Source organism: Paenibacillus sp. BAC0078 (assembly GCF_054483875.1).
In genome coordinates this window covers 321,683-348,517 of the sequence record NZ_JBTLRW010000001.1, presented here as the reverse complement: position 1 = coordinate 348,517, position 26,835 = coordinate 321,683, and the positions used below count along the sequence as shown (strand labels likewise).

Genomic DNA, 26,835 nt, shown 5'->3' with positions numbered 1-26,835 from the left:
GCCGGAAGGGCTTCAACGCGGGCGGGGTCTTTTTTGTGATTTTACGCCAAAGATTGCGTTTACATATTGTTCCAAGCCGCTGTATACTATTTCTACAGAGTGGCAATAAGCTGACAATTAAGTATGAACCATATATAAGGAGGTAGCTTTTTGAAATCAACATATAAAGTCCTTTCCAGCGATGCGGATTTGTTTGCTGCAGCTCTCGCTCAGGTAAAGGTGTACGTGGTCCAATTAATGGAGGGCAAGCCGCATGTGATTGCAGACTATGCCGGCCCTGTGCAGAGATGGACTCCTGATGATGTATTGGTGGCCGGAATGTGCTACAGCCGTCAGGGGTTTGAATTTAGGGTAAGGTTGCCGCAGAAGTAATAAATAGTTTCTTCCCGGATATCGAAAATAGCTGCTGGAAAACAGTATTATTCTTTCCTGTTAATACAGGCAGACTCTGAATATATTGCATCTCTTATACTATCAAACGTAAAAGAGGTGTAATGATGACAGACCGTGAACGAATCCGCAGAGCGATTAATTTGCTTCGGACACAAAGGGCAATACTGCTGGAAAGACTTGAAGAAATCAACGAGAATTTACGGCGGGTACCGAATCCGAGCCGGGCTAGACGGGAGCTGCTGGCTGCGAGAGTCTCCATCCGGGAAGCATTGCGTTTGAACGCTGCTGCGATCAGACTTTTGCGTAGAGTGCTGCTGTAGACTGTAATGTTCAGGAATTGTGAAATGCCAAATGCTTGAGGTATTCTGCGGAGAAACGGACGCCGCCTCTTATAGAGAGGGCAGCCGTTTCTTCTTGTTGCGAAAATTACATATATGGAAGGTGAAGAGAGTGGAAGATGGACTACGGCAGCGTTTGGGATTAACACAGCAGCAGAAAGCAAGCGGAACACCATTGAACGAGACTCTGATTACGGATGCGGACGGTATAACTGTGCTGAACGTTTCCAGAGAGGATGTGGAACAAGGCCGGCTGGAGCGATATCTTCGGGAGTTCAAGAAATATGAGAAGAAGAGGCTTCGCGGAAAAATTTCGTTGATCTTCGACGGCTATGCGCAGGACCCTAGAGAGATTTATCAGATCCGGGAGATTACGAATTGGATAGATCGTCTGATGAAGAATATCCCCCATCTGTTTTACTTTTTGAGCCGGGAGAATTACAGCATGCGCATTGCTTTCTTTTGTTTATCGGAAGTGGTGGGCCGGGCGGGGCTGGAAGTATCTATTACGAAGGAGCAGGGCCGGCGGTTAATCGAAAAGGTTGCCAAAAGCGCGGTAGTCTACTCCAGAAAGCTTAAAGAGCCGGCGGAAGCGCAGTTTGCTCTTGCTGAGGGGATTTTGGAGGAGCTGGGGTACGATCAGACACTCGAATAGCTCATAGAAATGCCTCCGGAAAAAGCTTTGCAGGAGCGCGGTGGTTTTTCCTGGAGGCACAGATTAAGATGGCGTATTGTAATTATACGAAATTGAAGGCAGCGATTTGGTCGGCATACACGATAAGCTGCTTATATTCAATCTCAGTGCCGTAGCTGGAGAAAGGTCTTACAACCACATTATCCAGTACTACAAAGTTATAATTATAGTTCTTCTCAGGGTGCTCTGCGCCCAAGTAGGAAATGTACTCGTCCACGATGACGTCATCCATTAATGATTTCAGGTTAAATACATCCTCTTCTTGTCTGCTGTTATAGCCGGCCACATTTCCTTGAATGCTGCCAAAGCTGGTGAGGATGTTTACTCTGCGTTCCCCATGATCATTGTTCAGCAGGAGATTGGAGAGCTTCCCCAAAGCATCCACCTTAAAATCAATATGGGTTCTAATCTTTGAATTATTCAAACCAGGCACTTCCTTTCGAGAATTAATCTTCCAATGAACAAGATTCGACATATAGCCGCAAAATTCCTGTATGAATGTGAAAAAAACTGCTTGAACATGTAGAACACCACCGCCGGGCCGTTGAGTATCGCCTGACGCTGGTGTTCTTTGTGCTGGTTCAAGCTTATTCGCGTATGGTGACCCGGGTTCCGATAGGTACAATTGCTGCCAGGGAGAGAACGTCCTCGTTGTGCATGCGAATACAGCCGTGGGAGACCATTTTGCCGATAGAGGAGGGATCATTGGTTCCATGAATGCCGTAGTGCGGTTTGGAGAGCCCCATCCAGAAGGCACCGAAGGGTCCGCCGGGATTGGGTTGTTTGTTGATGATTGTGTATTCACCTGCCGGAGTAACGGTCAGCATTTTGCCGATGCCGACGGGGAACCCTCTGATCACGGTGTTGTCATCCAGCAGATACAGCATCCGCTGCGACAGATCAACGATAATACGGTAATTGGGCATGTTATCAGATCTCCTTTGCTATCATGATATGTGTGGAGTGAGATGATGTTCATAAAGGAAAAGACTGCTCTGCTTGGCAGCAGAACAGTCTTCGAAGGGGACTTGGAGATATCAATGGATGTCGCGGAAAAGTCCAATGACTCTGCCCAAAATGGTAACGCGGTTAAGGCGTAGCGGTTCATAAGCCGGGTTCTCCGGCTGCAGGCGAATATGATCACGTTCTTTGTAAAAGGTCTTGACTGTTGCTTCGTCTTCTTCGGTCATTGCGACAACGATATCACCGTTATCTGCTGTTTGCTGCTGGCGGACGATAACATAATCGCCGTTCATGATACCAGCGTCAACCATACTGTCACCGAGTACTGAAAGCATAAAAACTTTGTTGTCGCCTACATAATGGCTAGGCAGTGGAAAGTAATCCTCAATATTCTCTGTAGCTGTGATCGGCACCCCGGCGGTAACCTTGCCCACTACTGGAATACGGGTAACCGTCTGGACGAATTGGTGAACATTCTCGGAGTCCTCTTGGCCGAGCAGTTCAATCGCACGCGGTTTTGTAGGGTCGCGGCGGATAAGGCCTTTCTTCTCAAGGCGGTCCAGATGGCCATGTACAGTGGAACTGGAGGCCAGTCCAACCGCTTCACCGATTTCCCGGACGGACGGCGGATAACCCTTGCTGCGGACTTCGTTACGTATAAATTCCAGGATCGCCAGCTGACGACTCGAAATCTTTGACATCGGAATCAACCCCATATACTATGTTTGGGAAAATTATAACATAGAACCTCCGTTCGTACAAACATAAGTTCTAAAAAATATGGAAATAACGGCATCAAAAATTAAGGGAACAATTGTTCGAAAAGGGTATTGTGCAAAACACATGTTCGTGCTATATTATTTTCGAAAGTAAGAACAAGTGTTTGGAGGTCGGTAAATATGTTAAAGTACAGCACATACCGCAGCATCTACGACGAGGTTCGCGAAGTTCATACAGCGGATAACCATTCTGCTTCTATTCATAGACTCGATATTAAGGAGCTTATCCTAGCATTGTTTACAGCATGCAAGGGGTTATTCCGCCAAGACAATTTTGTGAAGCTGGCTTTGGTTCTTCTTTTAGTTGTTTCCGGGTTTACTGTGGTTGGAAATGTTTTTGCGGGATCGGTGTCATTATTGAAGCAGGAGAAACGGGTGGTTGTCGAACCCGGGGACACTCTTTGGAGCATTGCATTGAAGAACAAGCCTGCTAATATGAAAACTGCCGTATATATAGAAGGAATCAAACGGACAAGCGGGTTGGATAACAGCAGCATCAAGGCTGGTGACGTGCTTACATTACCGGTATATTAACTGAAATTCATACCTCATACTTCCATGCAGAGAGCTTTCAGGGAGCAGACCTTGACAAGCTCTTTTTCTCATGGCACAGTTAGAATGAATTTAAAGGGGAGGGGAACACATTGAACATTGATCAATTGGTCGCACGTATTAACGAATTGGCACGCAAGCAGAAGAGTGACGGCCTGAATGAAGAAGAGCTGGCGGAAAGAGCCAAGCTCCGTGAGATCTATCTGGGCAACATCCGCAACAACTTCCGTGCTCAGCTTGATAACATTGAAGTTGTCGATAATTAAGCGCATGAACAAGGCTACATGGCATCTATAGACTGTGCCTGTTCCTTTTCATAGATATTACAGGATGACTAGGGGGAACTTACATGGCCCGTTCTTGGGAAAGAATGGTTCAACGCAACACACAGCAGCTTAACAAGCAGCGCAAGAAGCAGGGGAAAGAGTCCATTTATGCTTCAACCAGCTCTGCCGCTGCAAAGGGCAGTGATATTTTTAAAGGCCGCAACATTGTGTTTCCTGTAGTTTTGCTGCTGCTTGGGATTATGTTCTGGGTAGTTGGCTCAATAGACGAGGCCAGGGGGAGCGGTATACTGGCCAACTGGCTGGGAGTTGTGCTGTATTTCTTGCTGGCGGCACTGCTGTTCTTCCGGCGCCCTTATTTAAAGGTTGAACGCGCTAGGCTCTCCACAATCAAATTCAACCGTGAACGCTGGCTGCCGGCAGCCGATATTGAGAAGATCATCGTGACCCGCAGCGCAGTCTCAATTAAATATAAGGGTAAACGTACACAATGGGTTTTCTCCAAGCTGCTCAACCGTTATGACATTCAGGCTATGGGAGAACGTCTGGAGCAATTTGCCAAGCAGAATCATGTAGAAATCGTTAACGAGTAGAAAGATATACCAGCATAGGGAGAGGGAGAAAACAATGCCGATTTCCGCCGTACTCTTTGACCTTGACGACACATTACTCTGGGATGAACGGAGCGTTGAGGAAGCTTTCCGCACTGCCGCTGAAGCGGCGGGGGATTCCGTTAATCCGCAGGAGCTGGAGGCCGCTGTGCGCCGGGAAGCGAGAAGCCTTTACGAGTCGTATGACACATTCCCGTTCACCAAGCTGATCGGGATCAATCCTTTTGAAGCGCTGTGGGGGAATTTTACTGCCGGAGAGCAGCCGGAATTCCGCCGGATGGAGCAGCTTGCTCCCGTCTATCGTAAGGAATCGTGGCGCCGCGGCTTGGCCGCGCTTGGCATTGACGATGAAGCGCTGGCGGAAACGCTGGCTGCCCGGTTTGCCGCTGAACGCCGCAGCCGGCCGTACATGTATGAAGAAACGCTGCAGGTGCTGGATAAGCTGCGCGGCAAGGTTAAACTGCTGCTGCTCACGAACGGCTGTCCGGCGCTGCAGCAGGAGAAGCTGGACGGTGTGCCTGAGCTGATTCCTTATTTTGACCACATTGTTATTTCGGGCAGCTTCGGCAAAGGGAAACCGGACAAGAGCATCTTCATGCACGCGCTGGACCTGCTGGAAATCTCCCCTGAGCAAGGGGTGATGGTCGGCGACAAGCTGACAACGGATATTCTTGGCGGGCTTGGCGCTGGCCTGACCACCGTCTGGATTAACCGGAACGGCAAAGAACCGGACCCGGAAATTCAGCCGGATTACCAGATCGGCCATCTTGCGGAGCTTCTTCCGCTGGTAGAATCTCTATAGTGAATCTTTGATTAAGCCGGGTATCCTCATGCGGGATGTCGGCTTTTTTTGCGTCTACATATCAGTGCGGAAAAGTAAATCATAATGCGGAATGGTGTGTATATGAGTAAGATCACGACAGAGAAAGAAAATGTGAGTTTTATTTCCGAAAATCTGAATATTATGTGTATAATGAGCAAAGAAGCATCTCGCAAGATGTCAGTATCATTGAAACCTACCACTTAACCGGGAGGACTCCAAATGATCAACCATAAAAAGCTGGCGGCATTTTTGTTGATTGTTATTACAGTAGCGGTAGCAGGCTGTTCAGGAAATTCGGGAGCAGACGGGCAGATGAATACAGCGGCAAATATGCCGATGGAGCCTATCAAAGTAGAGCTGAGCTGGACTCCGCAGCAGGTCTCCGTTAACCAAATGGTAACATTCGAGGCTGTGGTGACACAGGCAGGCGAGCCTGTAGATGATGCGAAAGAGGTTGTTTTTGAAATCATAAATAAGAAAGATAAAAGCCGGAAATATGAGTTCACAGGCGAATCATCGGGAAATGGGAAATACAAGGCTGATGGAACTATTGAAGAAGAAGGGGAGTTTACTGTAACCTCCCATGTAACCGCGAGAACGCAGCACTCTATGCCGAGCAGGGAGCTTTTGGTACAGCCGTAAATCATTATTTTTTAGAGACTGAGGCTGTTGCCAGCAATTACGTATAATGCAGAGAGGAAAGGAAGGCTTTTCGAATTCCTGTTATTCTGCTAAACTTACTCTAATGTTTTTCTGGGGGGATAGAAAGTGGCTAAATTCACACTTGCTGATAGCTTACAGCAGCGCATACTGATTCTTGATGGAGCAATGGGCACAATGATTCAACAGGTGCCGCTTACCGGGGAAGATTTTGGCGGAGAAGAGCTGGAAGGTTGTAATGAAATGCTGGTGCTTACCCGGCCAGAGGTGATACAGAACATTCATGAGAAATATCTTGAAGCCGGCGCCGATTTGATCGAGACCAATACTTTTGGGGCAACCTCTGTGGTGCTTGCTGAATATGACATTCCGCAGCGGGCGCGCGAGATAAATCTTACAGCCGCCAGGCTTGCCAGAAATGCTGTGGAGAAATATGATACGCCGGAACATCCGCGCTACGTAATCGGAGCTATGGGACCAACCACGAAGACGCTCTCGGTCACTGGCGGCGTTACGTTCCAGGAGCTGGTTGAGAGCTATGAGGAGCAGGCGGTTGCGCTGATTGACGGTAAGGTGGATGCGCTGCTGCTCGAAACATCCCAGGATACGCTGAACGTAAAGGCTGGAAGCATCGGCATCCGCAATGCCTTTGAACAGACCGGTGTTACGCTGCCTGTAATGATCTCGGGGACGATTGAGCCTATGGGTACTACACTGGCTGGTCAGAACATTGAAGCCTTCTATATCTCGCTGGAGCATTTGAAGCCGATTTCCGTCGGCCTGAACTGCGCGACCGGACCGGAGTTTATGCGGGATCATATCCGGTCGCTGTCGGCAATTGCTTCGGCGGCGGTGAGCTGCTATCCGAATGCCGGACTGCCGGACGAGAACGGGAATTATCACGAGTCGCCGGATTCGCTTGCCCGCAAGCTTGCGGGTTTTGCCGAGAAGGGGTGGCTGAACATCGCCGGAGGCTGCTGCGGAACGACACCGGATCACATCCGGGCGATGGCAGAGACGCTGTCTGCCTATCCGCCGCGTGTACTGGAAGGCCAGCATCCACCCGCACTGTCGGGAATAGAGCCTGTATATATTGAGAACGACAACCGCCCTTATATGGTGGGTGAACGTACGAATGTGCTCGGCTCGCGGAAATTCAAACGCCTGATTGTCGAAGGCAAATATGAAGAAGCTTCAGAAATCGCCCGCGCCCAGGTGAAGAGCGGTGCGCAGGTTATCGACGTCTGCGTGCAGGACCCTGACCGTGATGAAAGCGAAGATATAAAGCGATTCTTGGAGCTTGTAGTTAAAAAGGTTAAAGTGCCTTTGATGATCGACACCACTGATCCGAAGGTTATTGATCTGGCGCTTCAGTACTGCCAGGGCAAAGGGATAATTAATTCCATTAACCTTGAAGATGGTGAAGAAAAGTTCGAGCGGGTCACTCCGCTGATTCATAAATATGGTGCAGCGATTGTTGTGGGCACTATTGACGAGACTGGACAGGCGATCCAAGCTTCGGACAAGCTGGAGGTGGCCAAACGCTCCTACGACCTGCTGGTGAATAAATACGGACTGGCTCCGGAGGATTTGATTTTTGACACGCTTGTATTCCCGGTAGGTACGGGAGATGAGCAGTATATCGGCTCTGCCAAAGAGACAATTGAAGGTATCCGTCTGATCAAAGAAGCCCTTCCGGGCGTGCACACCATTCTGGGGATCAGCAACGTCTCGTTTGGTCTGCCGGAGGCGGGACGCGAGGTGTTGAACTCGGTGTTCCTCTATGAATGCACCAAAGCCGGACTTGACTATGCCATTGTGAATACGGAAAAGGTGGAGCGCTATGCTTCCATTCCCGAAGAGGAACGGAAGCTTGCCGAGCAACTGATCTACAATACGAATGATGATACTTTATCCGCCTTTGTTGCTGCTTTCCGCGGTAAAAAGGTGGAGAAGAAAGAGAAAATCTCCAACCTGTCACTGGAGGAGCGTCTGGCTTCTTATGTGGTGGAGGGGACTAAGGAAGGCTTGATTCCCGATCTGGACGAAGCTTTGAAAAAATCGGGTCCGCTGGAGATTATCAATGGCCCGCTGATGGCGGGGATGTCCGAGGTCGGCAGGCTGTTCAACAACAATGAGCTAATCGTCGCTGAAGTGCTGCAAAGCGCTGAAGTGATGAAGGCTTCTGTGGGGCATCTGGAGCAGTTCATGCAGAAGGATGAAACCTCGGTGAAAGGTAAAATTATGCTGGCCACCGTTAAAGGCGATGTGCATGATATCGGTAAAAACCTTGTGGAGATTATCCTCTCCAATAATGGATATGAGATTGTTAATCTGGGTATAAAGGTACCACCGGAGAATATCATCGAAGCTTTCCGGCGGGAGAAGGCCGATGCGATCGGGCTGTCCGGTCTGCTTGTGAAATCGGCCCAGCAAATGGTGCTGACCGCCCAGGACCTCCGCAATGCGGGGATTGATGTTCCGATCCTGGTGGGCGGCGCCGCACTGACACGCAAGTTCACTAAGACGCGTATCCGGCCTGAATATGATGGACTGGTGTTATATGCCAAGGATGCCATGGATGGTCTGGACATCGCGAACCGGCTGATGAATCCGGAAGAGCGGGCCAAAATCGAGGAAGAAGTGCGCCTTGAAGCGGAGACGGCTGTAGCGGTAGCGCCACAGCAGGATCTGCCGACATTGACCCGGGCGGTCCGTTCCAAAATTTCAGCAGATGCGCCGGTCTTTACTCCGCCGGATCTGGAGCGCCATGTCATGCGCAACTACCCGCTTGGGCATATTATTCCTTATGTGAATATGCAGATGCTGCTGGGCCACCACTTGGGTCTTCGCGGTTCGGTTGAAGCCCAGCTTGCTGCCGGCGATCCGCGCACTGTGGAGCTGAAGGATACGGTGGATGATATTCTGCATCAGGCAATGCTGGAAGGGACGATTACGCCGCATGCAATGTATCAGTTTTTCCCGGCTCAATCGCAAGGGAATGATATTCTGATATATAACCCGCAGGATACGTCCCAGATTCTGCACACCTTCACCTTTCCGCGTCAGAATGTTGAGCCGTATCTTTGCCTGTCCGACTTCCTGAAGCCGGTGGACAGCGGGATTATGGATTATGTGGGCTTCCTGGTTGTTACTGCTGGTCATGGGGTCCGTGAGATGTCGACAGAGCTGAAGGAGAAGGGGGATTACCTTCGTTCCCATGCCCTTCAGGCGGTGGCGCTGGAGGTCGCAGAAGGGCTTGCGGAACGCGTCCACCATATGATGCGGGATACTTGGGGCTTCCCTGACCCGGCGGATATGACCATGAAACAAAGACACGGTGCCCGCTATCAGGGGATTCGCGTATCCTTTGGTTATCCGGCTTGCCCGGATCTGGAGGATCAAGGGCCGCTCTTCAAGCTGCTCTCTCCAGAGGACATCGGTGTGCATCTAACCGAGGGCTTTATGATGGAGCCGGAAGCCTCAGTGTCGGCGATGGTCTTCGCCCATCCTGAAGCGCAGTATTTCAATGTGGAGAAGCAGTAATTGCCATAACATACACTCGTCTGCTCGGGATTATCCTTCATAACAGCGGAACCTCCCGTAACCGGGAGGTTTTTTGCTGAATCGGCTTTTTACCAAAAGATGATTTTTTGTCTCAAAAAGGGTAGAATTCACTGCATGGGATTCTGACATGATCAGTTGCTGTTTGGAAAGAAGGAAGAAAGGAGGATTTCGATGGAATTATACTTTTTGGGCACGAATGCCGGGGTGCCGACGCTGCAGCGGAATGTAACTTCCGTTGTGCTCAGGCTGCTTGAGGAACGGCGCAGCTTCTGGATGTTCGACTGCGGAGAAGGCACGCAGCATCAGGTTCTCCGTTCTCCGCTGCGGCTCGGCAAGCTGGAAAAGCTGTTCATTACCCACCTTCACGGTGACCACTTGTTCGGATTACCGGGTCTAATCTCCAGCCGTGGCTATCAGGGAGGTACCGCTCCGCTGACCGTCTATGGCCCGCCGGGCCTGAAAGCATATTTGGATATCTCATTGTCGGTAAGCCAGTCCCGCATTCCCTACAAGCTGGAGGTTGTTGAACATAACGGCGGACTTGTATTCGAGGATGACGGCTTTAAGGTTGAAGCAGGACTGCTGGAGCACCGGATTGACAGCTATGGCTACCGTATCACGGAGAAAGACAGCCCGGGCAATCTGAATACAGAACTGCTGCTCAGCTACGGACTCAAACCGGGACCGCTTTACGGCAAGCTGAAAAAAGGTGAAGATATAACGACAGAGGATGGAGTTCTTATCCGGGCAGCCGAGGTACTGAACGCACCAAAGCGTGGCCGCATCATAACCGTTCTCGGCGACACTAGACCCTGTCCGGGAGTCTTGCCGCTTGCCGAGGACGCGGACTTGATCATCCATGAGGCGACGTTTGCCCATGATCTGGCGGACATGGCCTTTCAGTATCATCACAGCACAGCCCGTCAGGCGGCTGAGCTGGCGCTCGCAGCAGGAGGGCGGGAGTTGCTGCTGACCCATTTCAGCTCCCGCTACACCTCTCAGGAAGAGCTTATTCCGCTCCTTGAGGAGGCGCAGGCTATTTTCCCGAAAACTCTGCTGGCCGAAGAATTTTGTGCCTTTCCGGTGCACCGGAGAGCCCCTGCCAATACCCCGGGAAATGCCTTGGGGAAATGAATTATTTTCCGGGAAAGCGCAGGAACTGACAGTGCTATGCCAAAAAGATCCTGCAATGGCGGCGCTTCGCTAGCATTCGACGGAGGATGTTGAATTTTGGATGGTGCACACCATTAATTATTAATACTATTAATTATATTTATGAGAGAGTTGAGGTCGCCATGAATGATGTCGGAGGATTATTGATAGATCTGGATGGAACCTTGTATCACGGAGGGCGGATGATTCCCGGAGCCGACCTCCTTATAGCCGCATTGCGCCGTGCTAAGCTTCCCTTCCTGTTCGTTACGAACAACTCGTCACGGACTCCGGCGGGTGTCGCGGCACATCTGCGCGGGATGGGCATTGAAGCAAAGGCGGAGGAGGTCTGCACTTCTTCTATGGCGGCGGCCCGCTATATCGCCGAGGAATCGCCCGGTGCAACAGTGGCGATACTTGGAGAAGAGGGATTGATCCAGGCTTGCAGCGAATCGGGCTTGACGCTGGTATCTGAAGCCCCGCAATATGTTGTGCAGGGGATTGACCGGTCATTTACATATGAATCGCTGGCCCGGGCTTCACGCTGGATTCGTGAGGGCGCAAGGTTCGTGCTGACGAATCCCGATCTGATGCTGCCCTCCGATGACGGGGTGATGCCAGGAGCGGGCACACTCGGAGCCGCCATTGAAGCGGCAAGCGGGCGAGCGCCTGTGGTGATCGGTAAACCGGAATCCCACCTGATTACCTACGCCACGGCTCTGCTCGGCATCAAGCCAGGTGCAGCGGTTGTGGTTGGAGACAACATGCGTACGGATATTTCGGCGGGAGCCCGGGCGGGCTGCCGGACGATTCTGGTGCTGACCGGACTGACGACACAGGATAATTTGGAGCATTACGAGAGAATTACCGGTGTCACCCCTGATGAAATTTGTGCTGATTTAGCTGAACTTATGGGTACGCTCGGTGTATAATGTCAAGGATGTGCTTTTACCTACATACGAAGGGACGATGTAATGATGCCGGAACTGCCGGAAATGGAGAATTACAGGAAGCTGCTCAGCCAGCATATCATAAATGTTCCAATAACGGGTGTAACCGTAAATCGTGAGAAGACGATCAACCTGGCGGCGGACGAGTTCACGAAAACCCTGATCGGCGCACGTATAGTATTTGTGGAGCGGCGGGCGAAGCATATTCTGTTCCATCTTCACGATGGCCGCAGGCTGCTGCTGCATTTGATGCTGGGGGGATTGCTGTTCTACGGTACAGAGGAAGAGCGGCCGGAGCGTACTACACAGGTAGAGCTGGCTTTTGGTGATCATATCCTCTACTTCATGGGGCTGCGGCTGGGTTATCTGCATCTGCTGTCCGTGAAGGAGAGCGAGGCGGCGATGGGCAAGCTGGGTCCTGAGCTGCTGGACCGGCGGATGAATGCAGAACGTTTTGCCGGGCTGCTGAAGGGCCGGAGGGGGTCGCTGAAAAGCCTGCTGGTGAACCAGCAGGTGATGGCTGGAATCGGCAATTGCTATGCCGACGAAATCGCTTTTGACGCCAGGCTGCTGCCAACGGCGCTGGTACAGAATCTGTCACCTGAAGCGGTAACACGGCTGTACAACAGTGTCCGCAAGGTGCTGACCGAGGCGACTGAAATCGGCGGCTATATGGAAATGCCTTTTATGACTGGCGATACCGTTACCGGTACTTATAACGACCATTGCAAGGTCTACGACCGTGAAGGCGAGCCTTGTCTGCGCGGCGGGGGAACGATTGTCAAAACAGAGCTGTCCGGACGCAAAGTGTTTTATTGCCCGGATTGCCAGCATGCCGAGTAGCCCCAAAATCGGGGCGCATGTCAGCACTCGCGGAGGATTTGGGCGGGCAGCCCGGTTCGCCTGGGAGAGCGGTGCGACATGCTTTCAATATTTCCCCAAGAACCCGCGGAGCTTGCGGCTGAAAGCGCTGGACAGGCGTGATGCGGAGAGCTGCGCTGCCTTTTGCCGGGATAAGGGGGTGGTGTCCATTGCCCACACTCCTTACCCCACGAATATGGCGGCAGGCACGGGCGGAGCGGCGTCAAGAGCGGTTATGGTGGCTTCTTTGCGAAATGATCTTGAGCTTGCCGAGGCTTGCGGTTCGCTGGGCATTGTGGTTCATTTTGGACATTTTGGCGGTATAGAGCCGTTACAGGGTTATCGAAATATTATACAATGTATGAATGATGCGCTAGAGGGCTGGCAAGGACAGGCCAAGCTGCTGATTGAGAATCAGGCGGGCAATCACGGAAGTGAGGGCATGGCTCTGGAGGAACTGGTCAAGGTGCGCGAGCTAAGCAGGTTCCCTGAGAAGATTGGGTTTTGTTTAGACACCTGCCATGCCTTTGCCGCCGGAATCTGGAATCCGCAGCATACGGACGAATTTGTGCAGCGTGGAGCCCAGCTGGGCTACTGGGAGCAGCTCGCTGCTGTACATTTGAATGATTCGCAGTATGCTTTTGGATCGCGCCGTGACAGGCATGCTTCCATAGGGAAAGGACTTATCGGTGAGGCTGGGCTGAAGAGTCTGCTGCTCACGGAACCTTTTCGTAATGCGGCCATTGTCATGGAAACCGGGAAGGGGCCGGATGGCAGCCACCGGGAGGAGATTGCCCTTGTACGGAAATGGTATGAAGCGGAGGAACGGGCGTGATCAACGTTTTTATGGACGATTACAGAAAACAGCCTAAGGGATTCGTGCTGGCACGGACTACCGAAGAATGCCTTCTGCTGCTGCGCGAGTGCGAGGTCCGTATTTTGTCGCTGGATTATGACATGGGTCCTGGGGATTTCAGCGGTGGTGAGGTTGCAAGGCGGATCGTGCTGGAGGGGCTGTTCCCCTGGGAAATTTATCTGCATACGTCCAGTCACCAGGGCCGGAAGGAAATGTACGAAACCTTGTATCCCGCTATTTCTGATGCTGATCTGCTGCATAACGGGCCGCTGGACCCTGGCAGGCTGGCAGAGATTGCGGAGAGGGCGGAGCACTGATGAAGGAAATGAATCAAGCGGAGCTGCTGGAAAGGCTGGAGCAGAAGGGAGAACCATTGGTTGTGTTCTTCTATACTCCGCTATGCGGTACTTGTAAAGCTGCCAGGCGCATGCTAGAGGTGGCGGAGCATCTGCTGCCGGAGAATCTCCTGATTGCTGCGGGAAATGTGAACATGCTGCCTGAGCTTGTGATGGCGTACCGGATTTCCAGCGTGCCTGCACTACTGGTGGCATCCGCAGACCGCAGATCAGCTCCGGCAATCTATTATTCGATGGGCTCTGTGGAACGGGTACTGGACTACATAAGGAGTGTGATCTCATAATGATTTCTTTACAACATCTTAGCCTGCGCAGGGAGAATAACCTGATCCTGGATGATGTGTCGCTCGAAATGAAGCAGGGCGAAAACTGGGTGATCCTCGGACGGAACGGCTCGGGCAAAACAACGCTGCTGGAAATGATGACCGGCTATTTGTTTCCAAGCAAAGGTTCGGTTGAAGTGCTGGGTTATAAATATGGTGAGTGTGATTTGCGCGAGGTGCGCAAGGAGATCGGCTATATCGGCCCCTCGCTAATGGAAAAGCTGTCGCTGAACGATCCTGTATGGGAGGTTGTAGCAACAGGGGCTTATGCGTATCTTCGCTTCTACCAGCAAATTCCCCGCACTGTACAAGAGCAGGCGCTCCACCTGCTGGAGGATATGAATCTCGGTGAGATGGCCAATCACCCTTTTGGAACTTTGTCGCAGGGAGAGCGCAAAAAAGCCATGCTCGCCCGCTGCCTGATGGCTGAGCCGAAGCTGCTGATCCTAGACGAGCCTTGTGCCGGACTTGATCTGTATGAACGCGAGAAAATGCTTGCGGAAATCGACAAGCTGAAGCAGCGTGATGTATCCGTGGTGTACGTTACGCATCATGTGGAGGAAATTGTACCGCTCTTTACGCATGTGGCGCTGATCCGTGGCGGCAAGCTGGCCGGCTCCGGCCTCAAGGAAGAAGTATTGACTAAGGAAATGATCTTGGCCACTTACGATATTCCTGCTGATATTGAATGGGATAGCGGTCGTCCCTGGATTAAAATAAGACCTGGAGGCAAAGCCATTTGAGCAATTTCATGGAAACAACCGTAGAGCAGACCACTGCTCCGGAAGCAAAAATACATTCAAGATATATCTGCACCGCCAATCACGGGTTCGCGCCGTATGCCCAGGAAGAGCTGCGCCGTCTGTTCGGGGCGGTGAAGAGTACGCTCTTGCTGCCGGGAGAGATCTTCCTGGCTACGCTGGAGGCTGAGCCGGAGGAGGTGTCGCGCGTTCTTGCGGGCCATCTGCCGATCTTTCTGCGGCATATTCAGCCGGTGCAGTTCCAGGATCAGGGCGACATGTCTGCGCTGGAACGGTTATCCGTCTATTTGAGCCGCCGCAGTGAGCTTGCGGGTGAGAAGGTGTCGCTGCATGTCCGCAAGGGCAGCAGCTCCTTCTGGCCCGACAGCCCGGGCGAGCTACGGGAATGGCTGCAGGGGCGGCTAGAGGCGCTTGGAGCCGAATTTACCGTACAAGAGCCTGCTTGGGTGATTTCGGTCTATGCCGATGGCGATGCGCTGTATGCCGGTGTCTCCCGCCCCGAGGATAATCTGTCGAGCTGGAACGGCGGGATGATTCGCTTCCGCAAGGAGGACGGGCAGATTTCGCGGGCCAAGTTCAAGCTGATGGAGGCGGAGAAGGAATTCTCGATTCCATTCTATAACTTCCGGAATGCGGTGGATATCGGTGCATCCCCGGGCGGCTGGACTTCATTCCTGCTGGAACGCGGCCTCAAGGTGACTGCCGTTGACCCGGCGCTCATGCATGAGTCGCTGCGCAATAATCCGAAGCTGAAGATTCTGCGCAAAAATGCCGGGGAAGTCAAATTCCGGGATAATGAGTTTGATCTGCTGGTCTGTGATATGAGCTGGAGTCCCAAGCTGATGGCTAAGCTGGTCACCGGACTGCTGCACAGTCTGTCGCCCGGCGGAACAGCCATCGTCACTGTAAAGCTGATGCACAAGAAGCCGATGGCAGTGATTAAGGAGATTATCGCCATGTTCGAGGGCGAGCGGATGCAAGTTCAGCGGGCAAAGCAGTTGTTCCATAACCGTGATGAAATAACACTTTATATGATTAAGTATTAGGCAGCAGATTTTTTAAAATTTACGAAAGTAACTTAGAGGGAAAGCATCCCGTTTCTACGTTGGCGGCTATACGCCGTTTTAAGCGTGGATAACGGTGGCTTTCCCTCTTTTTTTGTGCTGACTTAAGGTGAAGAAATGGAGGAGACATAATGATTTTTGAATCAAAGCTTAGAGCCGGAGAGCTGCTTGGCGGCAGATACAGAATTGTCAGAGCTATAGGGACGGGTGGCATGAGCCGGGTGTTTCTGGCTGAAGATATGCGTCTTCAGGGCAAACACTGGGCAGTGAAGGAGAGTGTAAGTCCAGAAAGGGCTTATGGTGACATTGAGGCGGAAGCGGAGCTGCTGATCTCACTGAGCCACCCGTTGCTGCCGCGAGTTGCCGATTTTTTTCCTCCCGATCAGGAGGGCTACTGTTATCTGGTGATGGATTATATTGAAGGTGTGACGCTGGGCCAATATATTTCGACAAACCCGGGGCCGCTGCCGGTGAAAAGCATCCTCCGGTATGCCGGGCAGCTGCTGGAAGTGCTGCAATATTTGCACGGGCATCATCCGCCGATTGTTCACCGCGATATGAAGCCGGGAAATATTATGCTGACAGGGCGCGATGAGCTGCTGCTGATCGACTTCGGCATCGCACGCAAATTCAGAAGCGGAGCCGGTGAGGACACCGAGAAGCTGGGGACGGTTGGTTTTGCCGCCCCGGAGCAATACGGCGGTGGCCAAAGCCATCCGGTTTCGGATCTGTACGGATTAGGCGCACTTCTGCTATATATGGCTTCCGGCGGACAACATAGCCGCTGGCAGCCGGGAATGGAGGATAAGCTGCGTTCCCTACTGCCGGACGCCTTAATTCCAGTAATACGGCGTCTGCTGCGCCAGCATCCCGAAGACAGGTACCAGAGCGCTGAAGAGGTATTGCTGGCTTTGGAGCCCATTGAAGCTGCAGTGGAACATGCTCAGGAGAGAAGCGGTCTGAGCAGTCAGACAGTCATGGTCCGGCAAGGCAACGCAACCACAGCTGTAGCTCTGCTTGGCGTAGCTCCCGGACTGGGGACAACCCATACCTCCCTGGCTGTAAGCAGTTATCTTGCACGAATTGGGCCTACGGCTTGGTTGGACGCCAGTCCTGATTTGGCGGTCTACGACCGGATTTGCAATCTGCTCGAAGCGCCAAGGGTAGCCGGGGTTGCCGGTAATTCACAAGCTCCATTGATATGGAGAGGGGTTCATTATTGGAGAAAAGCTCCAGAGGGCAATATCACAGAACTGTTGAATCGTGAGTACTCGTACGTGGTTCTTGATCTGGGAACAGTGGAGAATCCCGGTGCGCTGCAGGAATTCGCAGCCAGTGAAATCCCGCTCCTCATAGCTTCGGGCGCAGACTGGCGGCTGGAGGAAACGCTGCACTGGCTCGCTCGAAACGGGCTGGTGCCGCAGCCAGGCTGGCGGATTTGTCTGCCGCTTGCCAGCCGCGCGGCGGCAGATCTGCTGGGCGCTGCCCTGGGCAGCAAGGTTCACGCTCTGCCTTATCAGCAGGATCCTTTTCAGCAGAAGGGCAAGCTGTTTGATACGCTTGACGAGCTATTGAAAGAACAGCTACCGGGACGGAAATATGCAAAACGTGGCGGGATTTTTCAGAAAAAATCATAAAATCAATTTCCTATATCAGCAGGATGCTTACTTATGCTAAAATAAATCGTTGTATGTTTGGTTCGGTATAATATAAGCAGAAGTCGGGGAAGAGCAGTGATATGCTGCTATTCTCCGGCTTTTAACTATACAGGGGGTTCTGGAATGAGCCATAACGAAAAAGATAAAAGCGCTCCAGCGCAGGAGCATGGACGGGACGGGCGCTACTCGCGCCAGGTGAGGTTCAGCCCTTTCGGGGCGGAGGGGCAGGCGGGACTTGCCGGCTCAACCGTACTTGTCGTCGGTGTGGGCGCGCTTGGTACAGGGATTGCCGAGACCTTGGCGCGCTGCGGAGTCGGGCGGATTATTCTGGCTGACCGCGATTATGTGGAATGGAGCAATCTGCAGCGGCAGCAGCTCTATACCGAGGAGGACGCCCGTCAGCGTATGCCCAAAGCTGCCGCCGCCAAGGTGCGGCTTGAGCAGATTAACTCGGAGATCATGATAGAGGCACATGTTCTGGATGTACGCGCTGAAGAGCTGGAGAATCTGCTCACGGGTGTAGATCTGATTATGGATGGGACCGATAATTTTGATACCCGGCTAATCATCAACGATATGGCTCAGAAGCATGGCATCCCCTGGATTTATGGGGCTTGTGTCGGAAGCTACGGGATTACATACACAATTCTCCCGGGAGAAACCCCGTGCTTGAACTGTCTGCTAGGGGCTGTTCCGCTTGGCGGGGATACCTGCGACACAGCGGGGATTCTCCCGCAGGCTGTGCAACTGGTTACAGCGAACGGCACCGCTGAGGCGCTGAAGCTGCTGGGCGGACGCCGCGAACAACTGCGGAGTAAGCTTCTGTCGTTCGATGTGTGGCGCAACGAGCATCAGGAGATTGGTGTAAAAGCCGCCAAGAAGACTGATTGTCCTTCCTGCGGGAGCCATCCGATCTATCCTTACCTGACGGCAGCGAACACAGAACGCAGTGATGTGCTGTGCGGCAGAGATACCGTACAGATCCGGCCGGCGAATCGCCGGAAGCTGAACCTGCAGGAGACGGCCAGCCGCCTCTCCAGACTGGCTGTCGGCAAGGTCGAAAGCAACCCGTACTTGGTTTCCTTCACGGAGGAACCATACCGGATGGTTATCTTTGCCGACGGGCGGGCTTTGATTCATGGAACAAATGATGTTGCCGCCGCCCGCAGCTTTTACCACCGGTATTTCGGATAGCCGCTTCACATTAATTGAGCAAAGAGACCATTCCCCGGGAATGGTCTCTTTGCTTTGCGGGAACTCTATAAATGATCTGCAGCGGTGCTGCCGTTGCAAGGCTGACTTCATGCGGGGGATACATTGTGAATGAGAGAATTATCTGGTTTGCGGCCGGGCATTCCCCTGATGCCAATGAAACTGCAGAAGCGGGTAAGCGGAGAAATGAAGAGCGCTTGACTCTGGAACATGCGCTGCAAGAGCTGGGACTGCAAACGACAATGAGCGAAGATCTGGGGGATCTTCGCTCATTGCTGTCCAGTCTGGACCCTGTATTGCTGCTTACAGAGCTGCACCATGCTGCAGAGTGGGAAGGGTGGGGGATAATTACCGACCTGAGAGAGCAGGGGAGAATACTGCCAGTAATGGTGATTTCCTGCGGAGAGTATGGTGAAGAGGCTGTAGCGGCATTTGATGCAGGTGGTAATGAGTACATGGTGAAGCCGGTACATATCGGTGAGTTCAAATGCAGAGTCGAGAATTTATTAAAACTTACAGGCCGCCGCCATGACCATTCAGCGCTGCTTAGAATAGATGGTCTGATTCTCGATCCCAGCCGCCGGCTGGTTAGCCGGGATGGAACAGAACTGAAAATGACCCCCAAAGAGTTCGATCTGCTCTATTATCTGGCTCAAAATCTGGGAGTGATTTGCCCCCGCGACGAAATTCTAAAGCAGGTTTGGGGATATCATTTCCAAGCCGACACCAATGTGGTTGATGTGTATATCAGACATATCCGTTTGAAAGTGGACAAAGGCCATAAGAACAAATTGATTCATACAGTACGCGGTACCGGATATGTACTGCGGGCACCGGAATACGGCGCCGCACAATGATAATCACAATATGATCATCTACAACTCTTTACTATATTCCAATTACGATAAAAGAGCTGCTACAGTACCCGGCGTGCTTTCAGGAATGTTTTCGTCCAGTGGTTTGAGTTCACGTCGGAAATCGTTACACCCGGAGCACCGTAGGTATGAAGCATTTTACCGTTACCCATGTAGACAGCCACGTGGGTTACATTATGGCCGTTTGCTCTGCTACCGCTGGAGAAGAACAATAAATCGCCTGCCCGCAGGTTTGCTTTGGATACAGGTGTACCTACTGTGGATTGCGCCACAGAGGTGCGGGGCAGGTTGATTCCGTATTTGCCGAAAATGTATTTAGTGAAGGACGAGCAGTCAAAGGTTCTGGTTGAAGTAGTTGGAGCGCCGAACTCATAACGAACGCCCATGAATTTACTGCCTAAGTTGACAATGTTCTGTCCGGTAGAAGATGTTACAGACGCGGCAGCAGCGGGTGCTGTTCCGGCGCTGGTTGCCATCAGAGTGCTCAGGCCAATCGTGGTGCACATACCTACGACTATAGCTTGCTTAAACCATTGATGTTTTTTCATGTTGTAATACCTCCTAGGTTTTGTTGTTGAAAGTTTCTAGTGTCTTGCTCTGTTCGTAGTATAGCAGGTTATTCATGTCCTAAATTCTGGAGAAGGTGCCGCTAATCCAAGCCGGGCATGCGTTGGAAGCGTTTTATTAAAAGTTCATTAAAAGTTACAAAAAATTAATATTTACACCTCTCCAGCACTGAAAAAAGCCGGTAATCCCTTGAGTGGAAGGGGTTTACCGGCTTTCAACGTTTGAAGCTAAAAGTTACAACGATGTTTCTAAATTACATATGTACTTAGTCTTTGCTTTGAACAATTAGCAGCAGACCGCTCTCAATAGTGACGGTTCCGGAAGCTGCAGTCAGGACATTGCTTACGCCAAGAGATTGTCCCAGCTTCAAGGTGGCGCGAGTCAGCGGATATTGGAAGCCTTCAAGCGTGATGCCAGTTACCTCGGGTGTCAAAGGCAGCAGAGAGACATAGGTATATCCCAGATCTTGAACAACCGCCTGTGAACCAGTCAAGGTTATGTAATTATTTGAATCGACAACGGAGCAGAGCACCTGGCGCTGCGCCGCTCTTGTCATCATCTGAATGCTGGCCAGCGTGTGGTCAAAACGCGTTCCGGTTACGCCAAACAGCAGTATGGATTCAGGCTGCATGTCCAGTGCAAGATCAAAAGCCATTTCACTATCTGTCAAATCCTTGTCTACCGGATCAACGGCGATCGTTTTTTTGCTGCCTGCTTCGATTTGTTGAAAGTCCTCCTGGCTGACCGAATCGAAATCACCTACGGCAATATCGGGTGTAATTCCATGAGAAACTAGAAACAAAGCTCCTTTATCGGCACCGATGATGTAATCCCCTTCATCTAATTGAGACAAATATTCTGCGGACAGCTCGCCTCCGGCAAATATAATAACCCGTGTGGATGGCATGGGCCCCCTCCTTATATAGCTTAATTGTCACTCATCCTGACCAAGTATAATGCAGATCGAAAGGTTGTACAAATGCTGCGGTCCGCGATAAAATGAAGGTAGTAAAAATTGTATTGGAGGGTGAGAGGAATCTTAAAGGTACTGTTTGTATGTCTGGGCAATATTTGCCGCTCGCCGATGGCCGAGGCTGTTCTCCGCCACAAAATCATGGAGCGGAAGCTGTCAGCACAAATTTCAGTTGACTCTGCAGGTACCGGTGACTGGCATATCGGCAAAGGGCCGCATGAAGGAACTCGCTCAATCCTGGACCAGCACGGCATCAGCTATGAGAACATGAAGGCCCGGCTTGTGAAGAGCGGTGATTTTGAAGAGTTTCATTATATCATCTGCATGGATAAGTCCAATGGCGACAATGTCCGCAAAATCCCTGGCGGAGAGAAGGCAGAGCTGCTGTTCTTCATGGATTTATTGCCGGAGGAAGAGCTGCGGGAAGTGCCGGACCCTTATTTTACGGGGAATTTCGAACAGGTCTATGAATTGGTTAATGCAGGCTGTGATGTGCTGCTGGAGCGGATCATTAAGGACAAGCTATAGCTGATAACTATGATGGAGCTCCGCTTACTTTGGTTGCCGTCCTTATAAATAAGGACGGGCACCGCCTATGCCCATCCCGATATGAAAGCGCAAACACGCATATGAGATACATAGTTCTTGAGATGTTCATTATTTTTTTCGTTCAAAGCGGGGGTTATTTGTTTAAAAAATAGAGTAGTGATTCCGGCAGCTCCTTTTGCCAGAATCCCCAGAGATGGCGTCCGTCTTTTTCCCGGTAGGATACGGTCGCCCCGCGTGACTCCAGCAGTTCCTTGGTTTCCCGGTTCATCTGTACAAAATCGTATACGCCGGTATCCGTCTTATAGTTGGTCTCCTGAAGCCCAACCACCATGTTGATATCCAGCCAGGAAAGATCCTCCTCCAGTGCCAGAATCTCGCGGGTCTGCGGGTAATACGCTCCGGAAAGGCTCAGAACACGGCTGAACAGGCCCGGATACGCCAGTGCGAGATGCAGCGATACACTGCCGCCCAGTGAATCGCCTGCGATGATGCGTTCATCCGGCGTCCGGCGGACCGGATAATTATGTTCAATGAAGGGAATAATCTCTTCGGCAAAGCAAGACAGGTACTCCTTGAACCTGCTGCCAAAAGGAGCATACTCCTGCGTACGCACGGCAACATTGACTTCGACCCCGACGATGATGAACGGCTCGATATCCTGTTCCAGAATCAGTTGCCCGGCAAGGGTGGCGATGCGGCCGAAGTTGAAGAATTCCTCTCCATCCTGGCAGTAGACTACCGGGTAGCTGAGGACCTCGTTATAACCGGGAGGCAGATAGATGCGCAGCTTGCGCTCCTCCTGAAGATGCTTGCTCCACACGGTTTGCTTCAAAATGGTACGTTTCAGAAAAACAGGCTCACTCATGGCTGAATTCTCACCTTTCTTGTCGAAATTTTGCATTAGTCGTAGTGTTGCGTTAAAATTATCCACGCGGTAAATGTGTCAAATATCATTTACTTGCCAATTGAAAGTTTCTCTGTTACAGAATTTTTGATGACCTGTTATACATACAAAGTTTATGGAAACATAAATTTTATGCGTATTTCTTTGACGAAACAGATAAAACAGGTGTATAATAATTCTATAACAGAGGCCACTGATATTCAAATTTTTTTATTGAGGTGAAAATGATGACTAAAGTTCCTTACGAAGTGTATACAGAGGATGTGGAGGCCCTTTCGGTACTTTCCCCTGATGGAGAAGTTATCAATAAGGATAAGATGCCTGCACTTACCGACGATCAACTGAAAGAAATCATGTACCGTATGGTATTTACCCGGACCTGGGATGACCGGGCCGTCAATCTGGGCCGTCAAGGCCGCCTTGGTTTCTACGCACCGGTATCCGGACAGGAAGCCACAATGGTAGGCAGTGAATTCGCCCTGCAGAAAGAAGATTTCGTATGCCCTGGCTACCGTGATATTCCTCAGCTTGTATGGCATGGACTTCCATTATACCAGGCTTTCCTATATTCGCGTGGACATCAACATGGCGGACAGATTCCTGAGGGCGTAAATGTATTGATGCCTCAGATCATCATCGGCGCTCAAATCCTGCATGCTACAGGTATTGCAATGGGCTTCAAGCTGAAGAAGCAGCCAAATGTCGCAATTACTTACACAGGTGACGGCGGTTCTTCCGAAGGTGACTTCTACGAAGGTCTGAACTATGCCGGACGCTTCAAACTGCCGGTAATCTTCTTCGTACAAAATAACGGCTATGCTATCACAACTCCGTTTGCGAAACAAACGGCTGCCAAATCCATCGCCCATAAAGCGGTTGCTGCGGGTATCCCCGGCATCAAGGTCGACGGCATGGACGTCTTCGCGGTAATTTCCGCTGTGCAGGAAGCTGCCGAGCGCGCCCGCAAAGGCGAAGGAGCTACGCTGATTGAAGCTGTTACTTACCGTTTCCGTCCGCATTCCCTTTCCGACGACGCCAGCAAATACCGTTCCAAAGAAGAAGAAGGACAATGGAACGAGAAGGACCCGATTGCCCGTCTTGCCAAGTATCTGGAGAAGAAGGGTCTGTGGACCGAAGAAGATACAGTGCGCGTAAGAGAAGAAGCGAAAGCAACTGTAAACGAGCAGATTAAAAAAGCGGAGCAAACCGAAAAAATGACCGTTCCCGGCTTGATCGACAGCATGTTCGAGGTAACACCGAAACATCTGGAAGAGCAAAAAGCCGATTTTGAATAAGGGGGATATCAGGCAATGGCACAAATGAATATGAAAGAAGCAATCCGTGACGCAATGCGCGTTGAACTGAATCGTGACCCTAACGTTCTAATCTTCGGAGAAGACGTAGGTAATGTAGGCGGCGTCTTCCGTGTAACTGAAGGGCTGCAAAAGGAATTTGGCGAAGAGCGTGTATTTGATACACCACTTGCTGAATCCGCAATCGGTGGTCTGGCTTTTGGTCTCGGGGTACAAGGCTTCCGTCCAATCGCTGAAATCCAGTTCGTCGGCTTCATCTTTGAAGCACTGGATCAAATCGTAGTTCAGGCAGCACGCCTGCGCTGGCGTTCCGGGGGCAGATACAATGCTCCTGTAGTTTTCCGCACACCATTTGGCGGCGGCGTAAAAGCGGCCGAGCTTCATACAGATTCCCTGGAAGGCCTGATTGCCCAAAGCCCGGGGATCAAGGTTGTAATTCCTTCCAACCCATACGATGCCAAGGGACTTCTGATCGCGTCTATCCGTGATAATGACCCTGTGTTCTTCATGGAGCACTTGAACCTCTATCATGCATTCCGCGATGAAGTGCCAGAAGGCGAATACACCGTTGAGCTGGGTAAAGCAAATGTTGTCCGTGAAGGTTCGGATGTAACAATTATTGCTTACGGTCTGATGGTACATACTGCTACCAAAGCGGCCGATCAGCTTGAGAAGGAAGGCATTAAGGCTGAAATTATTGATCTGCGTACGGTTAGCCCGATTGACATTGATACAATTGTAGCTTCTGTGAAGAAGACCAACCGTGCAATTGTGGTCCAAGAAGCGCAGAAGAGCTCCGGCGTTGCTGCTGAGGTTATTGCACAAATCAATGAAAAAGCTATTCTCCATCTTGAAGCGCCTGTACTTCGTGTAGCAGGTCCGGACACCATCTATCCATTCGCGCAAATCGAGGATACTTGGATTCCTACACCGGCACGTGTCATTGCAGCCGTGAAGAAAGTTCTGGAATTCTAAGAATACAGCATCCTGCCGTCCTTGAATAAGGGCGGCGCCCGTTTCTGCAAACGAAACGGATGCTTTCGAAGTGAGTTTGCGAGAGTTGCAAGAAGTTATGCTCCATACAACTAAGCGTATCCTTTCGAAGCAAGTTTTGTACGTAGATAATTCATTGTAGTAATGCTAACAAAACTTTTAGGAGGTTATTAAGGTGGCAAAATTTGAGTACCGGTTCCCTGAGCTGGGCGAAGGTTTGCATGAAGGCGAAATTATCAAAATGCACATCAAAGCCGGCGATAAAGTAACCGATGACGATATCGTAATGGAAGTTCAGAATGACAAGGCGGTAGTAGAGGTTCCTTGTCCAGTCAATGGTACAGTGCTTGAAGTCTTCACCAAAGACGGTCAAGTGTGCCGCGTAGGCGAAGTTGTGGCAATCATTGATGCAGAAGGCGATGTGCCTGAACAAGAAGGCAGCCATGCTGAAGCACAGGCAACTCAAGAAGTGGATGCAGCCAAAGGCGGAGCGGATACAACTTCTTCTCCTGCAGCGAGCGGCTCGGCTAACTTTCAATACAAGTTCCCTGAACTGGGCGAAGGTCTCCATGAAGGTGAAATTATCAAAATGCATATCAAAGTCGGCGACAAAATTACCGATGACGATATCATCATGGAAGTTCAGAACGACAAAGCGGTAGTGGAAGTTCCTTCTCCGGTCAATGGCACAGTGCTTGAAGTGTTCGCCAAAGACGGACAGGTATGCCGTGTGGGTGAAGTTGTGGCAATCATTGCTGCAGAAGGCGATGTTCCTCAGCAGGAAGGCGGCCATGCTGAAGCTCCGGCTACCGGGGCGGCAGCACCGGCAGCAAGCGCGGCTCCAGCAGCAGTTCCGGCTCTTAACCGCGAAGTATTGGCTACGCCAAGCGTCCGCAAGTCCGCCCGTGAACAAGGTGTTGATCTTGCTTTGGTCAACGGCAGCGGCAAGAACGGCAAAATCACCCATGAAGATGTTGCAGCCTTCCTGAAGGGTGGTTCTGCAGCACCTGCGGCAGTTCCAGCAGCAGCAGCACCTGCGGCGGAAGCTCCAAAAGCCAAGGCCCCAGCAGCAGCGGCTGCAGCTTCCGGCAATGTGAGTCTGGAAGAAGAACGCGTACCGTTCAAGGGTATCCGCAAAGCCATTGCCAACGCTATGGTTAAATCGGCATACACTGCTCCGCATGTTACCATCATGGACGAAGTGGATGTTACCGAACTGGTAGCCTTCCGTGCCCGCATGAAACCAGTTGCCGAGAAGAAAGGTGTGAAGGTTACTTACCTTCCATTCATCGTCAAGGCACTTGTTGCAGCTTCCCGTCAATTCCCTGCTCTTAATGCTACAATTGATGAAGAAGCCAATGAAATTGTGTACAAGAAATACTACAACATCGGTATTGCTACAGATACAGACAACGGTCTGATCGTTCCTGTAATTAAGGATGCTGACCGTAAGAGCATTTGGATGATTGCAAGTGCGATTACCGATCTGGCCCTGCGTGGACGTGACGGCAAGCTGGCACCTAACGAAATGAAAGGCAGCACCATCTCGATCACCAACATCGGTTCCGCCGGCGGTATGTTCTTCACTCCGATCATCAACTTCCCTGAAGTGGCGATCCTGGGTACTGGACGCATCACCGAGAAACCTGTTGTTAAGAATGGTGAAATCGTAGCTGCTCCGGTAATGGCTCTGTCCCTGAGCTTTGACCACCGCATTATTGACGGCGCAACAGCACAGAACTTTATGAACTATATCAAGACCCTGCTTGCAAATCCTGATATGTTAGTTATGGAGGTGTAATAA

At 51.2% G+C, this 26,835-nt stretch carries 30 protein-coding genes; 24 read left to right on the top strand and 6 right to left on the bottom strand.

Annotated elements, in window-relative coordinates:
• Positions 1–150: 150 nt before the first annotated feature.
• From ACX1DY_RS01565 to ACX1DY_RS01555, 3 genes are all read left to right on the top strand, one after another.
• Positions 151–372: a hypothetical protein gene (locus tag ACX1DY_RS01565; RefSeq protein WP_458962440.1), complete on the top strand. Its 222-nt coding sequence runs from the start codon at positions 151–153 to the stop codon at positions 370–372.
• Between the two features lie 125 nt (positions 373–497).
• Complete coding sequence (locus ACX1DY_RS01560; RefSeq protein ID WP_458962439.1) at positions 498–713, top strand: hypothetical protein; 216 nt, start codon at positions 498–500, stop codon at positions 711–713.
• Between the two features lie 130 nt (positions 714–843).
• Positions 844–1,386: a hypothetical protein gene (locus ACX1DY_RS01555; RefSeq protein WP_458962438.1), complete on the top strand. Its 543-nt coding sequence runs from the start codon at positions 844–846 to the stop codon at positions 1,384–1,386.
• An 82-nt stretch (positions 1,387–1,468) separates the two neighbouring features.
• On the opposite strand, the gene ACX1DY_RS01550 is transcribed toward ACX1DY_RS01555, so the two are convergent.
• The 3 genes from ACX1DY_RS01550 to lexA all read right to left on the bottom strand — a co-directional run bounded on the left by ACX1DY_RS01550 (position 1,469) and on the right by lexA (position 3,089).
• On the bottom strand, positions 1,469–1,849 hold the full coding sequence (locus ACX1DY_RS01550; RefSeq protein WP_458962437.1) for a hypothetical protein: 381 nt from the start codon (positions 1,847–1,849) through the stop codon (positions 1,469–1,471).
• 163 nt (positions 1,850–2,012) lie between these two features.
• Positions 2,013–2,351 (bottom strand): L,D-transpeptidase, encoded by a 339-nt coding sequence (locus tag ACX1DY_RS01545; protein WP_458962436.1) that lies wholly within the window; start codon positions 2,349–2,351, stop codon positions 2,013–2,015.
• 111 nt (positions 2,352–2,462) lie between these two features.
• Positions 2,463–3,089, bottom strand: a complete 627-nt coding sequence (gene lexA, locus ACX1DY_RS01540) for a transcriptional repressor LexA (protein ID WP_028530732.1) — start codon at positions 3,087–3,089, stop codon at positions 2,463–2,465.
• Between the two features lie 198 nt (positions 3,090–3,287).
• On the opposite strand from lexA, the gene ACX1DY_RS01535 reads away from it, so the two are divergent.
• The 17 genes from ACX1DY_RS01535 (at position 3,288) to ACX1DY_RS01455 (ending at position 19,714) form a co-directional block, all read left to right on the top strand.
• Positions 3,288–3,701 (top strand): LysM peptidoglycan-binding domain-containing protein, encoded by a 414-nt coding sequence (locus ACX1DY_RS01535; protein ID WP_458962435.1) that lies wholly within the window; start codon positions 3,288–3,290, stop codon positions 3,699–3,701.
• 110 nt (positions 3,702–3,811) lie between these two features.
• Positions 3,812–3,985, top strand: a complete 174-nt coding sequence (locus tag ACX1DY_RS01530; RefSeq protein WP_458962434.1) for a DUF896 domain-containing protein — start codon at positions 3,812–3,814, stop codon at positions 3,983–3,985.
• An 83-nt stretch (positions 3,986–4,068) separates the two neighbouring features.
• Positions 4,069–4,596 (top strand): hypothetical protein, encoded by a 528-nt coding sequence (locus ACX1DY_RS01525; RefSeq protein ID WP_458962433.1) that lies wholly within the window; start codon positions 4,069–4,071, stop codon positions 4,594–4,596.
• A gap of 34 nt (positions 4,597–4,630) precedes the next feature.
• The gene (locus ACX1DY_RS01520) at positions 4,631–5,416 is read left to right on the top strand and encodes an HAD family hydrolase (protein ID WP_458962432.1); all 786 of its coding nucleotides are present in this window, start codon (positions 4,631–4,633) and stop codon (positions 5,414–5,416) included.
• A gap of 240 nt (positions 5,417–5,656) precedes the next feature.
• Entirely contained in the window at positions 5,657–6,079 is a 423-nt protein-coding gene (locus tag ACX1DY_RS01515; RefSeq protein WP_458962431.1) for a FixH family protein, read from the top strand.
• Between the two features lie 186 nt (positions 6,080–6,265).
• Positions 6,266–9,643, top strand: a complete 3,378-nt coding sequence (gene metH / locus ACX1DY_RS01510) for a methionine synthase (RefSeq protein WP_458962815.1) — start codon at positions 6,266–6,268, stop codon at positions 9,641–9,643.
• 192 nt (positions 9,644–9,835) lie between these two features.
• Complete coding sequence (gene rnz / locus ACX1DY_RS01505; protein ID WP_458962430.1) at positions 9,836–10,798, top strand: ribonuclease Z; 963 nt, start codon at positions 9,836–9,838, stop codon at positions 10,796–10,798.
• A gap of 161 nt (positions 10,799–10,959) precedes the next feature.
• The gene (locus ACX1DY_RS01500) at positions 10,960–11,748 is read left to right on the top strand and encodes an HAD-IIA family hydrolase (RefSeq protein WP_458962429.1); all 789 of its coding nucleotides are present in this window, start codon (positions 10,960–10,962) and stop codon (positions 11,746–11,748) included.
• 45 nt (positions 11,749–11,793) lie between these two features.
• Entirely contained in the window at positions 11,794–12,609 is an 816-nt protein-coding gene (locus tag ACX1DY_RS01495; RefSeq protein ID WP_458962814.1) for an Fpg/Nei family DNA glycosylase, read from the top strand.
• A complete protein-coding gene (locus tag ACX1DY_RS01490) occupies positions 12,599–13,462 on the top strand; it encodes a deoxyribonuclease IV (protein WP_458962428.1) in 864 nt (287 codons plus the stop codon). Before ACX1DY_RS01495 ends, ACX1DY_RS01490 begins: the two co-directional genes overlap by 11 nt.
• On the top strand, positions 13,459–13,800 hold the full coding sequence (locus ACX1DY_RS01485) for a cyclic-phosphate processing receiver domain-containing protein (protein WP_458962427.1): 342 nt from the start codon (positions 13,459–13,461) through the stop codon (positions 13,798–13,800). Before ACX1DY_RS01490 ends, ACX1DY_RS01485 begins: the two co-directional genes overlap by 4 nt.
• Positions 13,800–14,123: a thioredoxin family protein gene (locus ACX1DY_RS01480; protein ID WP_458962426.1), complete on the top strand. Its 324-nt coding sequence runs from the start codon at positions 13,800–13,802 to the stop codon at positions 14,121–14,123. The genes ACX1DY_RS01485 and ACX1DY_RS01480 overlap by 1 nt, the downstream gene beginning before the upstream one ends.
• On the top strand, positions 14,123–14,905 hold the full coding sequence (locus tag ACX1DY_RS01475; protein WP_458962425.1) for an ABC transporter ATP-binding protein: 783 nt from the start codon (positions 14,123–14,125) through the stop codon (positions 14,903–14,905). Before ACX1DY_RS01480 ends, ACX1DY_RS01475 begins: the two co-directional genes overlap by 1 nt.
• 8 nt (positions 14,906–14,913) lie before the next feature.
• The gene (locus tag ACX1DY_RS01470; protein WP_458962813.1) at positions 14,914–15,969 is read left to right on the top strand and encodes an SAM-dependent methyltransferase; all 1,056 of its coding nucleotides are present in this window, start codon (positions 14,914–14,916) and stop codon (positions 15,967–15,969) included.
• A 149-nt stretch (positions 15,970–16,118) separates the two neighbouring features.
• The gene (locus tag ACX1DY_RS01465; RefSeq protein ID WP_458962424.1) at positions 16,119–17,624 is read left to right on the top strand and encodes a serine/threonine-protein kinase; all 1,506 of its coding nucleotides are present in this window, start codon (positions 16,119–16,121) and stop codon (positions 17,622–17,624) included.
• A 144-nt stretch (positions 17,625–17,768) separates the two neighbouring features.
• Complete coding sequence (locus ACX1DY_RS01460; protein ID WP_458962423.1) at positions 17,769–18,839, top strand: ThiF family adenylyltransferase; 1,071 nt, start codon at positions 17,769–17,771, stop codon at positions 18,837–18,839.
• A gap of 125 nt (positions 18,840–18,964) precedes the next feature.
• Positions 18,965–19,714, top strand: coding sequence for a winged helix-turn-helix domain-containing protein (locus tag ACX1DY_RS01455; protein WP_458962422.1), 750 nt, complete (start codon positions 18,965–18,967; stop codon positions 19,712–19,714).
• A gap of 59 nt (positions 19,715–19,773) precedes the next feature.
• Here ACX1DY_RS01455 and ACX1DY_RS01450 read toward each other — a convergent pair whose 3' ends face one another.
• Positions 19,774–20,280: a C40 family peptidase gene (locus ACX1DY_RS01450; protein ID WP_458962421.1), complete on the bottom strand. Its 507-nt coding sequence runs from the start codon at positions 20,278–20,280 to the stop codon at positions 19,774–19,776.
• Positions 20,281–20,564: 284 nt separating this feature from the next.
• On the bottom strand, positions 20,565–21,206 hold the full coding sequence (locus tag ACX1DY_RS01445) for a thiamine diphosphokinase (RefSeq protein ID WP_458962420.1): 642 nt from the start codon (positions 21,204–21,206) through the stop codon (positions 20,565–20,567).
• Between the two features lie 129 nt (positions 21,207–21,335).
• Here ACX1DY_RS01445 and ACX1DY_RS01440 point away from each other — a divergent pair, with 129 nt between their 5' ends.
• Positions 21,336–21,800 carry a low molecular weight protein-tyrosine-phosphatase gene (locus ACX1DY_RS01440; RefSeq protein WP_458962812.1) on the top strand — a complete coding sequence of 155 codons (465 nt, stop codon included), beginning with the start codon at positions 21,336–21,338 and terminating at the stop codon, positions 21,798–21,800.
• 154 nt (positions 21,801–21,954) lie between these two features.
• Here ACX1DY_RS01440 and ACX1DY_RS01435 read toward each other — a convergent pair whose 3' ends face one another.
• A complete protein-coding gene (locus ACX1DY_RS01435; RefSeq protein WP_458962419.1) occupies positions 21,955–22,686 on the bottom strand; it encodes an alpha/beta hydrolase in 732 nt (243 codons plus the stop codon).
• Between the two features lie 266 nt (positions 22,687–22,952).
• Here ACX1DY_RS01435 and pdhA point away from each other — a divergent pair, with 266 nt between their 5' ends.
• The 3 genes from pdhA (at position 22,953) to ACX1DY_RS01420 (ending at position 26,832) form a co-directional block, all read left to right on the top strand.
• Positions 22,953–24,020 carry a pyruvate dehydrogenase (acetyl-transferring) E1 component subunit alpha gene (gene pdhA, locus ACX1DY_RS01430; RefSeq protein WP_458962811.1) on the top strand — a complete coding sequence of 356 codons (1,068 nt, stop codon included), beginning with the start codon at positions 22,953–22,955 and terminating at the stop codon, positions 24,018–24,020.
• A gap of 15 nt (positions 24,021–24,035) precedes the next feature.
• Positions 24,036–25,013: an alpha-ketoacid dehydrogenase subunit beta gene (locus tag ACX1DY_RS01425; RefSeq protein WP_458962418.1), complete on the top strand. Its 978-nt coding sequence runs from the start codon at positions 24,036–24,038 to the stop codon at positions 25,011–25,013.
• Positions 25,014–25,206: 193 nt separating this feature from the next.
• Positions 25,207–26,832 carry a 2-oxo acid dehydrogenase subunit E2 gene (locus ACX1DY_RS01420; RefSeq protein ID WP_458962417.1) on the top strand — a complete coding sequence of 542 codons (1,626 nt, stop codon included), beginning with the start codon at positions 25,207–25,209 and terminating at the stop codon, positions 26,830–26,832.
• The last annotated feature ends 3 nt before the right edge of the window (positions 26,833–26,835 follow it).